General features: G+C 70.1%; 14 protein-coding genes. 2 read left to right on the plus strand and 12 right to left on the minus strand.

What is annotated here, in order from left to right:
• Positions 1-144 precede the first annotated feature (144 nt).
• From ggt to ACWGIC_RS30725, 5 genes are all read right to left on the minus strand, one after another.
• On the minus strand, positions 145-1,953 hold the full coding sequence (ggt, locus tag ACWGIC_RS30705; protein ID WP_452079397.1) for a gamma-glutamyltransferase: 1,809 nt from the start codon (positions 1,951-1,953) through the stop codon (positions 145-147).
• 39 nt (positions 1,954-1,992) lie between these two features.
• A complete protein-coding gene (locus tag ACWGIC_RS30710) occupies positions 1,993-2,223 on the minus strand; it encodes a hypothetical protein (protein ID WP_452079398.1) in 231 nt (76 codons plus the stop codon).
• Positions 2,220-2,552, minus strand: a complete 333-nt coding sequence (locus ACWGIC_RS30715) for a hypothetical protein (protein WP_452079399.1) — start codon at positions 2,550-2,552, stop codon at positions 2,220-2,222. The genes ACWGIC_RS30710 and ACWGIC_RS30715 overlap by 4 nt, the downstream gene beginning before the upstream one ends.
• 71 nt (positions 2,553-2,623) lie before the next feature.
• Positions 2,624-3,286, minus strand: a complete 663-nt coding sequence (locus tag ACWGIC_RS30720) for a Crp/Fnr family transcriptional regulator (RefSeq protein WP_452079400.1) — start codon at positions 3,284-3,286, stop codon at positions 2,624-2,626.
• Between the two features lie 34 nt (positions 3,287-3,320).
• Positions 3,321-3,941 carry a hypothetical protein gene (locus ACWGIC_RS30725; protein ID WP_452079401.1) on the minus strand — a complete coding sequence of 207 codons (621 nt, stop codon included), beginning with the start codon at positions 3,939-3,941 and terminating at the stop codon, positions 3,321-3,323.
• Positions 3,942-4,194: 253 nt separating this feature from the next.
• Here ACWGIC_RS30725 and ACWGIC_RS30730 point away from each other — a divergent pair, with 253 nt between their 5' ends.
• Together ACWGIC_RS30730 and ACWGIC_RS30735 are read left to right on the plus strand one after the other, a co-directional pair.
• Positions 4,195-5,262, plus strand: coding sequence for a helix-turn-helix domain-containing protein (locus ACWGIC_RS30730; RefSeq protein ID WP_452079402.1), 1,068 nt, complete (start codon positions 4,195-4,197; stop codon positions 5,260-5,262).
• A complete protein-coding gene (locus ACWGIC_RS30735) occupies positions 5,259-6,416 on the plus strand; it encodes a hypothetical protein (protein WP_452079403.1) in 1,158 nt (385 codons plus the stop codon). The genes ACWGIC_RS30730 and ACWGIC_RS30735 overlap by 4 nt, the downstream gene beginning before the upstream one ends.
• 4 nt (positions 6,417-6,420) lie before the next feature.
• On the opposite strand, the gene ACWGIC_RS30740 is transcribed toward ACWGIC_RS30735, so the two are convergent.
• The 7 genes from ACWGIC_RS30740 to mihF form a co-directional block, all read right to left on the minus strand.
• Entirely contained in the window at positions 6,421-6,966 is a 546-nt protein-coding gene (locus ACWGIC_RS30740; RefSeq protein ID WP_452079404.1) for a GNAT family N-acetyltransferase, read from the minus strand.
• Positions 6,967-7,516: 550 nt separating this feature from the next.
• Positions 7,517-9,631: a primosomal protein N' gene (locus ACWGIC_RS30745; protein ID WP_452079405.1), complete on the minus strand. Its 2,115-nt coding sequence runs from the start codon at positions 9,629-9,631 to the stop codon at positions 7,517-7,519.
• A gap of 145 nt (positions 9,632-9,776) precedes the next feature.
• Positions 9,777-10,988, minus strand: coding sequence for a methionine adenosyltransferase (metK, locus tag ACWGIC_RS30750; RefSeq protein WP_452079406.1), 1,212 nt, complete (start codon positions 10,986-10,988; stop codon positions 9,777-9,779).
• A gap of 89 nt (positions 10,989-11,077) precedes the next feature.
• Positions 11,078-12,310 carry a bifunctional phosphopantothenoylcysteine decarboxylase/phosphopantothenate--cysteine ligase CoaBC gene (gene coaBC, locus ACWGIC_RS30755; protein WP_452079407.1) on the minus strand — a complete coding sequence of 411 codons (1,233 nt, stop codon included), beginning with the start codon at positions 12,308-12,310 and terminating at the stop codon, positions 11,078-11,080.
• Positions 12,303-12,572: a DNA-directed RNA polymerase subunit omega gene (gene rpoZ / locus ACWGIC_RS30760; protein WP_020658117.1), complete on the minus strand. Its 270-nt coding sequence runs from the start codon at positions 12,570-12,572 to the stop codon at positions 12,303-12,305. Before rpoZ ends, coaBC begins: the two co-directional genes overlap by 8 nt.
• A complete protein-coding gene (gene gmk / locus ACWGIC_RS30765; RefSeq protein ID WP_452079408.1) occupies positions 12,569-13,240 on the minus strand; it encodes a guanylate kinase in 672 nt (223 codons plus the stop codon). Before gmk ends, rpoZ begins: the two co-directional genes overlap by 4 nt.
• Positions 13,237-13,554 carry an integration host factor, actinobacterial type gene (mihF, locus tag ACWGIC_RS30770; RefSeq protein WP_003096398.1) on the minus strand — a complete coding sequence of 106 codons (318 nt, stop codon included), beginning with the start codon at positions 13,552-13,554 and terminating at the stop codon, positions 13,237-13,239. The genes gmk and mihF overlap by 4 nt, the downstream gene beginning before the upstream one ends.
• Positions 13,555-13,576 lie beyond the last annotated feature (22 nt).

Below are 13,576 nucleotides of genomic sequence, written 5' to 3' on the forward strand. Positions count from 1 at the left end.
AAAAACCGCGGCGGGGGGGTGTTTCTAAAGGCATATTCCCGGAATTAAAACCCCCCCGCCGTCCGTCGTCACAATCAGCTTCGGGGTGCCCCCACTAAACCCGGAGCAATGCCGCCGCCAGGCGACGAGCCGAAACCCAAAGCCTCACCCCTCCCCAGGCCACCGCCAAGGCAACACCACCTGAGCCGCCCCCTGCCCCCGCCGAACCGGCTCAGCAGCAGCGACCCACCGCCCGTCCCGCAAATACTCCACCCCAGTAGCCGCCCCGATCTCCGCAGGCGAGGACGAAAACACCTGCCCCCTCCCCCTCAAATCCGCAGCCTCCGGCTGAGCCAAGAACCCCTCCTCAACATCAGCCTTGGCCCCATTCCGCTGAGAAGCCCGAGGCGCAGCAATCGCCTCCTCCAACGACAACCCCCGGTCCACCCGCCCCAGCACCACCTGCAGCACCGTCGTAATAATCGACGCACCCCCAGGCGACCCAGTAGCGAAGAACGGCTTCCCGCCCCGCAACACCACAGTAGGAGCCATAGACGACCGAGGCCGCTTCCCAGCCCCCGGCAGGTTAGGATCCGGCACCCCAGCCGTAACCGGCGCGAACGAGAAGTCCGTCAACTCGTTGTTGAGCAAAAACCCACGCCCAGGAACGACAATCCCGCTCCCACCCTCCTGCTCGATAGTCAGGGTGTAAGCAACAACATTCCCCCACCGATCCGCCACAGTCAGATGGGTAGTGTTCTCCCCCTCATACGGCGTAGGCGCCCCCACCGCACCAGCCCCACAAGGCTGAGGATGCCGAGGATCAGCAGGCGCGACCGGACTAACTCCCGCCCGATCCCGGGAAATCAAACAAGCCCGACTATCCGCGAACTCCTGACTAAGCAACTCCCTGGCCGGAACATCGATCACCGCCGGATCCCCGATCCACCGATTCCGATCAGCGAACGCATACCGCGAAGCCTCCAGGAAATACTGCAGATAATCTGCCTTGGAGGCCCCCCGAAGATCGTAGTTCTCCAGAATGTTCAACGCCTCGCCCACGGTGAGCCCGCCCGACGACGGCGCAGGCATCCCGTAAACGTCCAGCCCCCGGTACTTCGTATGCGTAGGCTCCCGCTCAATCGCCTGGTACGCAGCGAGATCCGCGGCGGAAAGCTTCCCCGGCCGCACCTTCAACGAAGAAGCCGGATCAACCGGCGGCCGCTGCACCGTCCGGGCGATATCCGCCCCTATCTCCCCGCGATACACCACATCCGTACCCCGCCGAGCCAACTGCCCATACGTAGCAGCCAGATCAGGATTCCGGAACACCGTCCCCGGCACCGGAGGCTGTCCCCCAGGCAAATACAGCGAACGGGTGGACGGGAACGCCGCGAACCGGTCGGCGTTGTGCGCGACCTGGTCATGGAAGGTCTGATCGACCACGAACCCCTTGCGCGCCAACCTCTCCGCCGGAGCGATCGACTGCGCGAGCGACCGCGTGCCCCACTTGCGCAGCGCGTCGAGCCAGGTCGCCGGAGTGCCGGGCACGCCGACGCTCAGCCCGCTGGTGACCGCGTCCGCGAACGGCAGCGGTTTGCCGTTCTCCACGAACAGGTTTTCGTCCGCGGTCTTGGGCGCGGTTTCGCGGCCGTCGAGCGTGTGCACCTTGCCGGTTTTCGCGTCGTAGTACACGAAGAACCCGCCCCCGCCGATGCCGGCCGAGAACGGGTCCGTGACGCCGAGCGCGGCCGCGACAGCGACCGCCGCGTCGACAGCGTTGCCGCCGCCGCGCAACACCTGTGTGCCGATGGCCGTGGCGTCGGCGTCGATGCTCGACACCGCGCCCAGATAGCCGGTCGCGACAGGCGATTTAGGAGCAGGAACGGCGGCCGAGGCGCTGACCGCCCCGGCTGTGGACACCAGGGCGGCCGCCGAGAGCACCGCGAGGATTCTCTTTCCGGTCGTGGGCATGCGGGCGAGTCTGCCCCGCGCCGCAACCGGTGTCCACACTCATTTCGCGGCCGCCATCGCCACCGCGGTCAGGGTCGCCAGCCCGCCGACGCCGGCCACCCCGACGACCAGTCCGGAAATCGCCGCGACCGACGCGGCCAGCCGCACCGCCAGCCCGGCGATCCAGCGCAGCACCCGGATCACCGCGATCAGCGCCACCAGCGCGACCACGAGCACCCCGGCCGGAACACCCTGGCCGCCGCTCTGGGCGGCGGCCAGCACAGTGTTCACGACAGCACCTGTATCCGCGGTTCGCGCAGGTTCTCCCGCCCGAATTCGCGCATGTTCTCGTACGCCCGCCTGCGCATTTCCTCGCGGGCCCGCACACGCCGGCGTTCCGAGCCCAGCTGCCACACCCAGCGCCAGCCGATCGCGGTCGCGACGACGGAACCGGCGAGGATCACCAGGAAGGCCTGTCCGACGAGACCGTGGAGCGATTCGAGGCTCAGCAACACCAGCAGCGCCCACACCTGAGCGACGGTGAACGGGATGACCAGAGCTGCCGCGTACACCCCCCGACGCCAGCGGACCGGCTGAGGAGCGGGAAGAAACGGTTCCATGACTGCCTCCCTCGGTGGTGTGTTTCCAGAAAACCCCGGCCGTGCCGGGAAATCTGTGTCAGCTGACACGTTCAGCGGGCGAGCCGCCGCAATTCGGCGAGCCGGTGGATGGTCACCTGGCCGCGCGCGGTGCTGATCACCCCCTGGCGGCGGAGTTCCCGCGTCACGCGGGCCCACGATTCGCGCGAAATCGCCGCTGTCATCGCGAGTTCCGCTTGCGTGCCGGGCACCGCGACTTCGATGTCCTCGCCGCGCCGCACGCCGTGCTGCACCGCCAGCTGCATCAGCTGCGCGGCCACGCGCCGGGCGGGGGTCCCGCCGCCGAGATCGAGCCATTGCCGTCCGACGTCGCGCATCCGGTCGGCCAGGACTTGCAGCAGTGCCCAGGAAATCGCCGCTTCACGCCGGCACAGCGCGACGAACCGCGGGGCGGGCACGACCAGGACGTCCAGTTCGTCGAGTGCTTGCACTGTCGCCGACCTCCGTCCGCCGTCGATCACGGCCAGTTCGCCGAGCACGTCGCCCGCGCCGCGGACGCCGATCACGACCTCGCGCCCGTCCGGCGTCGCTTTGGTGATCCGGACGTGCCCGGTCAAGAGGAGAATCACGACCGCGGCCTGCTCGCCTTCGCGGCAGAGGACGTCCCCGCGCCGGTAGGCCTTGCGGACGGACAGCTCTTCGAGCTTCGAGCGGTCCGCCGCGCCCAGCGCCGGCCAGAACCCGATCGCCTCCACCGCGGTCCCCCCTCCTCGTCGTCGGCCGGACCGGTCAGGCGATCAGTCCCGCTCCCGGCCGGACGGCGTCGGTGGTGCGGACCCAGCCGCGGGTTCGCTGCCCGCCGACGCGGACGTGGAAGGCGTGGGCGAAGGAGCTGCGGTCGATCCCGGCGTAGCCGTGCCGGACGACCGAGCGGTGGATCGCGTTCGAGACGACGAGCGCGAGCGGACCCGACGAGCTGCGCAGCCTGCGTCTCAGGTCAGGCGCGTCCAGAAGCCGGCAGGCGATGTCGATGTCCTCGCCGTAGGGGCCGTGCGCGTCGTAGTGCACCTCTCCGGCGTGCACCGAAACGCGCAGCCGGAAGGCCAGTCCGGGGTCCTGGTCGCCGTGCCGGGCGAGCAGTTCGGTCAGCGCGGGCACCACGCGGGCGAGCAGGATCGTCTTCGGCACCTCGTCGACCGGCCGGATCAGGCACAGCGCGCCGTCTCCCCGGTCGATGAACGGGTCCCGGAACTGCTCGGTGATGCCCCCGGCCCGGAACGCCTCGTCGAGCAGCTCGAACAGGACCGACCGAAGCCCCGCCCGAGCCGGGTTCGTGCGGGTGGTCGACCCTTCGATGTCGACCACCACGATGGCTCGGTGTACTGGTGCCTGTACTGCTGAGGTGTCCATGACCGCCCCCCTATTTCAGGAAGCTACTGAAATCTAGTAGACTTTCACAGCAGCTACTATAAGGGTGGGCCCGGACTGAAACAATGGTGTCGCGCACACGACATCTTCGGTTCAGGTGCGGGTCTAGTCCGAGATTGGCAACCCCTGAAGGTCCGCCGACACTCCACCCCGGCCCGTCCGGCCACCCCGGCGTCCCGGGTGTAGAATCCCCGCCATTCACGCCTGACTGAACTTCACTGAAGGGTCTGAAGTCGTGTCTCAGCCCAACCCCGCGCTCGCCGCTCGACTGCGCACCCTGCGCAAGGAGAGCTGGTCCGACGTGGTGCTCACCCAGAAGCAGCTCGCCGAGGCCTTCGGCGTGAGCACCGGGCTGCTGTCGTCGTGGGAGAACGTGGCGAAGCCGGTGACGCCTCCCCCGCCGCGGCTCGAGGCGTACGCGACTTTCTTCGCCACGCGCCGTTCGGTGCAGGGCCGCAAACTCCACCTGCTGGACATCGAAGAGCTGAACGACGACGAGCACACCGTGCGCAAGGAGCTGCTCGCCGAGCTTCAGGCGCTGCGCGGCGACCTCGAGGACCCGCCCGCACAGCCGGTCTTCGCCCCCTCAAGCCTGTGGCACTTCCCGCCGAACCAAGACATCGTGATCGTCTGCGCGCAGCTGCCGGAGAAGTACCGCATCGCCTACACCGACCCGGCCAGCCCGGACTTCGTGAACCTCTACACCTACGCCGACCCGGACGCGCTGCTCGAGCTCTACGGCCACATCCGCGCGTGCAACCCGGCCAGCGACGTCACCTTCCGCACCACCGACCAGAACACGACGCTGTCGGCCGACGAGTACACCGCGCACCTGGTGCTGCTCGGCGGCGTCGACTGGAACCCGCAGACCCGCGCGCTGCTCGACCGGGTCGACGTGCCGGTCCGCCAGATCAGCCGCAAGGGCGACGAGGCTGAGCTGGACAGCGGGTTCGAGGTGACCTGCGCGGACGGGACCACCCGGATGTTCAGCGCCAAACTGCGCGACGGCACTCTGATCGAAGACGTCGCGCACTTCTACCACGGCGTCAGCCCGCTCAACCGCAAGCGCACTGTGACCGTGTGCAACGGGATGTACAGCCGCGGCACCCTCGGGGCTGTACGAGCACTGACCGACCGCCGCTTCCGCGACCGCAACCAGGCCTACCTCGACCGGCGCTTCGCGGGCGCGGATTCCTTCAGCATCATCAGCCGGGTCCCGGTCTTCGACAACCAGGGGCTCACCCCAGACTGGACCCTGCAAGAGAACCGGCTGCACGAGTGGCCAGAATCGAGCCTCACATGACCGCGACCGTCGCAGCGCCTGCGCAGCACACGACGCACCAGCGGCTGCTGCACCACTTCGACGACCAGGACGCGCCGCAGGCTCAGTTCGACGCGATCGTCGTGCCCAACGGCCGCCCCGCCGCCTACCTCAAGGACGCCTTCCGCGCCGCCCGCGAAGCCGACGCCACGCTCCTGCTGCTGTGCAGCAAGAAAGCCCGGGCGACGGACGCGGTGCTCGCCGCGAAGCGCGCCGGGGTGCGGGTGCGCGCGATCGACACCGACGAGGCCGCGGGTCTCGACGCCGTGCCGTCCTTCGCGACGAGCAGGCTGTTGCGGGCGAAGCGCTTGCTGCGCCGGACCGACACGAGCTTCAAGCGCAATCTCGGCGTGCTGATCGCCGAACTGGCGGGCTGGCAGCGCATCCTGTTCCTCGACGACGACATCCGCCTGTTCCGCAGCAAAGACGTCCCGCTTCCGCGAGACAGCAACCTGCGCGCCGCCGCGGGCCTGCTCGACGAGTACGCGGCGGTCGGCCTCGCCAACACCGGCATGCGGGACAACTCCGTGGTCTGCCACGCCTATCACGAGTCCGGCGGACAGCAGGACACGTTCGTCGGCGGCGGCGCGCTGGCCGTCGGGCGCGACGCGTTCTCCTCGTTTTTCCCGGACATCTACAACGAGGACTGGTTCTTTCTCCTCAGCGGAACCGGGCTGCGCGCCACCGCGGTCACCAGCGTCGCGTTCCAGCACGACTACGACCCCTATCGCGACGACGTGCGCGCCCGCTCGGAGGAACTGGGCGACACACTCGCCGAAGGCCTCTACTGCCTGCTGGACAACGGTCTCGGCATCGCCGACGCGACCACCGCGCACTGGGCGGACTTCCTGGAAAGCCGGCGGGCGTTCATCCGGACCACGCTGCGGCAGGTCCAGGACGCGCCGCACCTGACCGGCGCGCACGAGGCCCGGATGATCGCGGCGCTGAAGGCCGCGCTCGGCCGCAGCCTGCTGATCGATCCGGACCTGTGTGTCCGGTATTTGCGCGCTTGGCAGCGGGACCGGGACACGTGGCAGACGCATCTGCTGTCGCTGCGGGAGCGGCACGCTTCGACGGGCGATCCGGACAGCGCGTTCGACACGCTGAAGCTCTCGGAGATCGTGCACAAGTCCTGAGGATTCACCGCTCGCCGCACGTGCGGCCGGCCAGCGGCGCGGGACGGTCGTCCGGCAGCCCCTTCACCAGGACGTGGCAACGTTCGGCTTCGGTCACCGTGCGCCCGTCCGGCGAAACGCGCTCCGCGTAGCAAACGACCGTGCCGTGGCCCCAGTCCTGGTAACCGAGGCGGCGGTACAGCCGGGCGGCGCGGGTGTTGTCCGTGCGGACCGCTAGCGCGCCGAGTGCGTGGCCGTGGCCGACCAGATAGTCCTCGGCCGCGTGCACGAGAGCCGCGCCGATGCCGCGATTGCGCGCGTGCGGGGCGACTTCCAGGTGGTTCAGCAGCGGAACGCCCGGCAGGTGGCCGCGGATCGGCGGTTCCTCGGCGTCTTCGAGCCACAGGTACACCGCGCCGACCGGCCGCGCGGAGCACCACGCGGTGAACAGGACGCCGAGGCCCTTCGCCTGCCGGGTGAACCGGTCCTCGAAGAACCCCCGGTCGCCGAGGACCTCCGCCAGCGCCGCGAGGTCCGCCTGCTCAGCCGGCCGGATCGAGACGTCGCCCATCAACGCCGACTCCTGTCCGCAGGACCGGGCACGGGGCACGCGAACGGGAGGCCGGTCCGGAGCCGGTCCGGGCCGCGGTCCTGATCATGGCCGCCCGGCCTCAAGAGTAAGTGTGCGCTGGGTAGGCGCGAAGACGGCAGATGCCGCATCCCCGTCCCGCGAACGGAGCAACCGGCTGCCCTGCGCGACCGCGCCCCGCCCACGGCTTCCACGTCCCCAATACACCCCGGGACGAACCGGTTCAAACGGAAACCGCGCAGCAGCACGGAAAACCGCTTCGGGGCCGGGATGCGATGCGGGAATGAGCGGTCGGCCAGAGCTGGTTCAGCGGATCCAGTCGCACTCGCCGGTTCGAACGACGGTCCGCGCCTGCGTCTCGCGCTTGTCGGAGTCCGCGTGCAACTGCGGGCCGAAGCCAGTTGAACGAGTCCGTGCCGCTACCGGCGACCGCCCCAACAGGAAATCCGGCGGGACCCGCGACGGGTCGACCGCACGCCGAACGTCCCCACGCTACCGTGTTCCGCGCCGGAACCGGTCCCCGCACGACCGCCTAAATCAGGTCCAGCGGATCCAGCTGCACCCGCACCGGCTCGACCGCTTTCCGCGCGTCCCGGCGGGCTACCGCGTCCCGCACCACGGCCGCCAGCGCGCGACCGTCCCGGCGGGCCACGCGCACCAGCGCCCGCTCCCGTTCCGCGTTGCCCTCGTCGTCGTAATCGCCCAGCGGCACGGGACCAAGCACCTCGCCGGTGTCCGGCAGCGGGAGGTCGTCCAGCACGCTCGCCACCGCGGCCGGGCTCCCCTCGACGCTCGCCATCCGCATCGCGGGCGGGAAACCCAGCTCCCGGCGTTGCTCCAGTTCCTGGCCGGCATGCCAGCCCGGATCCCAGCGCACCAGTGCCTGCACCACCGCCAGCCCGGCTTCCGCGCCGACGACCACCCGGCCCCCGCTCGCCGCCGGGCGGACCAGCGCCCCGGCGGCCATCCAGCGGCGGAGAGTTTCCTCCGCGGCACGCAGATCCTGGCGGCCGAGCAACGCCCAGCCGTCCAGCAGCAGCGCCGCGCCGTAACCGCCCTCGGCGACCGGCTCCGCGCCTGGCGTGCAGACCACCAGAGCCGGGCGGCCGGGGACGGTCGCCAGGACTTCAGCGGCGCCCGAGGTCCGGACCGGCACGCCGGGAAATGCCCTCCCGAGTTCTTCCGCGGTGCGTTTCGCACCGACCACGACCGCCCGCAACCGGACGGAACCGCATGCGGGGCAACGGAAACCGGTTTCCGGGACCCCGCACCACCGGCAGGCGGGCGGACGCGGGGCTCCGTCCACCGAACCGCCGGGCAACGCGAGCGGACCGGCGCAGCGGCGGCAGTGGGCGGGCGTCCGGCATTGGCCGCAGGACAATCCGGGAACGTAACCGCGGCGCGGGACTTGGACCAAAGCAGGCAATCCGGCGGCGAAAGCCTGGCGCGCCGCCTCGAACGCCACCGCGGGCAGGCGGGCGACGCGAGCGGCTTCGTCGCGCGCCACGTCGAAGTCCTCGCCGACCGGGGTCACGCGCGGGGCGGCGGCGCGGAGTTCGGCGCGATCGGCCTGGATCTGTTGCGCCCAGCCGGATTCCACCAGCAGCTGGGCCTCGGCGGTCCGGGCGAACCCGCCGAGCAGGAACGCCGATTTCGTGGCGTGCGCCCGATCCATCAGCACATCCCGTACGTGCGGGTACGGGGCGTGCGGATCGAGATGCAGATCGTCGCCGTCGTCCCAGACGACGAAGAGCCCGGGATCGGCGACCGGGGCGAACATCGCCGCGCGAGTGCCGACGACCACGCGGACCGCGCCGCGCAGCACCGAAAGCCAGCGACGGTACCGCTCGGCCGGTCCCAAACCGGCGATCAGCGCCGCGACGCCCTTCTCCCCCACCAGTTCGATGCACGCCTCGTGCACCCGGGCGAGGTCGCGGTGGTCCGGCACCACCAGGACCGCACCCCGGCCCTGGGACGCCGCGGTGGCGGCTGCTTCGGCGAGACGACGTGGCCAGTCCTCGCCGGGAAGTGCTTGCCAGACCGCGTTCGCCAGGCGGCCTTCCGCTATCGCTTCCAGGAACGCTTCCCCGCGTTGGTAGCGGGACCACGCGGAGACGTCGGGTGCTTCCGGCGCTGGAGCGGGTTCCGCGGGAGGTTCGCCTTCGACTTTCGCGTGCCGGGGCGGCAGGGCCAGGCGCAGGACGTCGGAGAGAGTTCCGGCGTAGCGGTCGGCTACGGAGCGGCAGACGGCGTGCAAAGCGGGCGGAAGAACGGGTTCGCTTGAGGTGACCCGTTCCAGGTATGCGAGTTTTCGCTCGTACTCCGTCGTGTCGGTGCGTTCGATGAGGTAGCCGTCGACCAGTTGCCCGGCGAAGCGCACTCGGACCCGGCAGCCGGGAACCGCGGTTTCGTGCAGTTTTTCCGGGACCTGGTAGTCGAAGGTGCGGTCCAGGTGGGCGAGGGGGATGTCGACGGCGATCTTCGCGACGGGGAGTTCGGGGGCGGGGGTTTGCTGGCCTTTGCGGGAGGGTTTGCGGGACGGCGTTTTTCCGGCTGGGGGCTTCTTCGCCGGGGCGGCCTTCGGCTCCGGGGCGGAGCGCGGAGGCTCCGGCAGGTCCCACAGGGGGGTGGGTTCGGAGCTGTTCACGAGAAGATCTCTACCAGACGGGTCCGACGCTTCCGGCGGCGAGCGGGAGGAGCGGCTCGCTGGCAGGTCGGCCTGAAAGCCGTGAAGGGCCCCTTGAGGGAATCAGATTCCCTCAAGGGGCCCTTCACGGACCAAGCGAAGCGGATCAGGCGCCTGCGAGGGAGCGCAGGGCGTCTGCGCGGGCGGTGCTTTCCCACGGCAGGTTCAGGTCTGGGCGGCCGAAGTGGCCGTAGGCCGCGGTCGGGGCGTAGATCGGGCGCAGCAGGTCCAGGTCGCGGATGATCGCGGCGGGGCGGAGGTCGAAGACCTCGCTGATGGCGGCCTGGATCTTGCTCGGGTCGACGGTTTCGGTGCCGAACGTCTCGACGAACAGGCCCACCGGGGCGGCCTTGCCGATCGCGTACGCCACCTGCACCTCGACCCGTCCGGCCAAGCCTGCGGCGACCACGTTCTTGGCCACCCAGCGCATCGCGTACGCGGCCGAGCGGTCCACCTTGGACGGGTCCTTGCCGGAGAACGCGCCGCCGCCGTGGCGGGCCATGCCGCCGTAGGTGTCGACGATGATCTTGCGGCCGGTGAGCCCGGCGTCGCCCATCGGGCCGCCGATCACGAAGCGGCCGGTGGGGTTGACCAGCAGACGGGTGCTGTCGGTGTCGAGGCTCAGCTCGGCCAGCTCCGGCTCAACGACGTGCTTTTTCACGTCGACCCCGAGCATCTGCTCCAGGTCGATCCCGTCCGCGTGCTGGGTGGAAACCACGACGGTGTCGAGCCGCACCGGCTGCTCGCCGGCGTACTCGATGGTGACCTGGGTCTTGCCGTCCGGGCGCAGGTACGGGAGCACGCCGTCCTTGCGGACCGCGGTCAGCCGGCGCGACAGCCGGTGCGCGAGTGCGATCGGCAGCGGCATCAGCTCGGGCGTGTCCGAGCAGGCGTAGCCGAACATCAGGCCCTGGTCGCCGGCGCCCTGGCGGTTGATCTCGTCCTCGATCGAAGACCCGGTTTCGACCCGTGCCTCATACGCGGTGTCGACGCCCTGGGCGATGTCCGGTGACTGCGACCCGATCGCGACGTTCACGCCGCAGGAGTTGCCGTCGAAGCCCTTGGCCGACGAGTCGTAGCCGATCCGCAGGATGACGTCCCGCACGATGGTGGGGATGTCCGCGTACGCCTCGGTCGTCACCTCGCCCGCGACGTGCACCTGGCCCGTCGTGATCAGGGTCTCGACGGCGACCCGGCTCCGCGGGTCCTTGGTCAGCAGGCCGTCGAGGATCGAGTCGCTGATGGCGTCACAGATCTTGTCGGGGTGGCCCTCAGTCACGGATTCCGACGTGAACAGCCTTTTCGTGGACGCAGACACGACCTCGTCACTTCCCTCGGTCTAGCTTCGGCGCCCCACCGGATTTCAGGCGCTCCTGGCACGACCCACCCTACCCAGCGGGCCTGTAGCTAGAGTCGACGTTCAATCAACGCTGTTACGGCATCCCACAATGTGGCCGCCAGCCGGGCTTTAGCGCCCTGCGAGATGACCTGCTCAGTGCCGTCGGCGGCGAGCAGCCAGCCCGAGTTGTCCTCGGTGCCGAACGCTTTGCCGTCGCCGACCGCGTTGACCACGAGCAGATCCGCGCCCTTGCGGCGCAGCTTGGCGCGGGCGTGGTCGAGCACGCTGCCGTTCTCGTCTCCGGTTTCCGCGGCGAAACCCACCACGATCTGCCCGGAACGCCGTTCCTGGACGAGTTCGGCGAGGATGTCGGCGTTGCGGTCCAGCGTGATGACCGGGTCCGGGCTGTCGTCGGACTTCTTGATCTTGTGGTCGGCCAGCGTGGCGGGCCGGAAATCCGCGACCGCGGCGGCCATCACGACGACATCCGCATCGGCAGCGGCGGCGTGCACCGCTTTCCGCATTTCCTCCGCGGTTGACACGCGTTGCAGCGTCGCGCCCGCCGGGGACGGCAGTGCGTCGGTGTGCCCGGCGACCAGCGTGACCTCGGCACCGCGCTGAGCGGCGACCCGGGCGAGCGCGAAGCCCTGTTTGCCGGACGAGCGGTTGCCCAGGTAGCGGACCGGGTCGAGCGGTTCGCGAGTGCCGCCAGCGGAGATCACCACGCGCAGGCCTTCGAGGTCTCGCGGCAGCGCCTTCGGCTCGGCGAGCAGCAGCCGGGCCAGGTCGACGATCTCGGCCGGGTCGGCGAGCCGTCCCTTGCCGGTGTCGACACCCGTGAGCCTGCCCGCGGCGGGTTCGGTGACGACCACGCCGCGCGAGCGCAGCAGCGCCACGTTGTCGCGGGTGGCCGGGTGCTCCCACATCTCCGTGTGCATCGCCGGGAAGAAGGCGACCGGGCACCGGGCGGTGAGCAGGGTGTTCGTCAGAAGGTCGTCGGCGAGCCCGTGCGCGGCCTTGGCCAGCAGGTTCGCGGTCGCCGGGACGACCAGCACGAGGTCGGCCTCTTTGCCGACCCGCACGTGCTGCACCTCGGGCACCTCGGTGAAGACCCCGGTGTGCACCGGGTTCCCGGACAGCGCCTCGAAGGTCGCCGCGCCGACGAAGTTCAGCGCGGCCTCGGTGGGCACGACGCGCACGTCGTGCCCGGATTCGGTGAGGCCCCGCAGGACCTCGCACGCCTTGTAGGCGGCGATGCCGCCGCCCACGCCCAGGACGACCCTGGGCTTGGCGTCATTCACCCTCGGTGTGCTCGAGCAGCCCGCCGTGGATCTCGCGCAGCGCGATCGACAGCGGCTTCTCGCGGGGGCCGGGCTCGACCAGCGGTCCCACGTACTCCAGCAGGCCCTCGCCCAGCTGCGCGTAGTAGTCGTTGATCTGCCGGGCCCGCTTGGCCGAGTAGATCACCAGCGCGTACTTCGAGGACACCTTTTCGAGCAGGTCGTCGATCGGCGGGTTGGTGATGCCTTCGAGCTCTTCCAGCGTCGCCTGTTGCACAGTCACTCGTGCTGCTCCGTATCGTCACATCGATCGGCGGCAGAATCGCCACCGCCGGTAATCAAGTCTAGCAACCGCCGCGCGGCGACCTCGACGTCGGCGTTCACGACCCGTTCGTCGAACTCCCCGGCGGCGGCCAGTTCGCGTTCCGCCTCGGCCAGCCGGGCGGCCACCGCGGCCTCGGTCTCGGTGCCGCGGCCGGTGAGCCTGCCGACGAGTTCCTCCCACGAGGGCGGCATCAGCATGACCAGCCGGGCTTCCGGCATCGCGGCGCGGACCTGCCGGGCGCCCTGCAGTTCGATCTCCAGCACCGCCGGACGGCCGTCCGCCAGCGCCTTCTCCACCGGCTCGCGCGGCGTCCCGTACCGGTTGCCCGCGAACTCGGCCCACTCCAGCAGCCGGTTCCCGGCCACCATCCGGTCGAATTCGGCGGAATCCACGAAGTGGTAATGGTTTCCGTCGACCTCGCCCGGCCGCGGCGCCCGCGTCGTCACCGAAACGCTGAAGTACAGGTTCGGCTCGAGCCGGCGCAGCTGTCCCACCACACTCGACTTCCCGACGCCGGAAGGGCCGGAGACGACCGTGAGCCGGGGGCGGGAGATGTCCCCCGCCACCGGCTCACTGCCGCGGTCGGCGCCCCGGGTCACCGGGTAGTCCTGACCGACGCCGCTCACTCGCCGCTGAACTCGGCCAGCAGCGCCTTGCGCTGCCGGTCGCCGAGCCCGCGGAGCCTGCGGCTGGGGGCGATCTCCAGTCGTTCCATCGTCTGCTGGGCACGGACCTTGCCGACGCCGGGGAGCGCCTCGAGCAAGGCCGAAACCTTCATCTTGCCGAGGACTTCGTTCTCCTCGGCCTGCTTCAGCACGTCGACCAGAGTGGTACCGCCCCGCTTCAGCCGCTCCTTCAGCTCAGCACGGATGCGGCGGGCGGCGGCGGCCTTCTCCAGCGCCGCAGCACGCTGTTCCTCTGTCAGCTGGGGAAGTGCCACGTTTTCCTCCGGTAGTTCTCAC

The sequence above is a fragment of the Amycolatopsis sp. NPDC054798 genome, assembly GCF_053611505.1.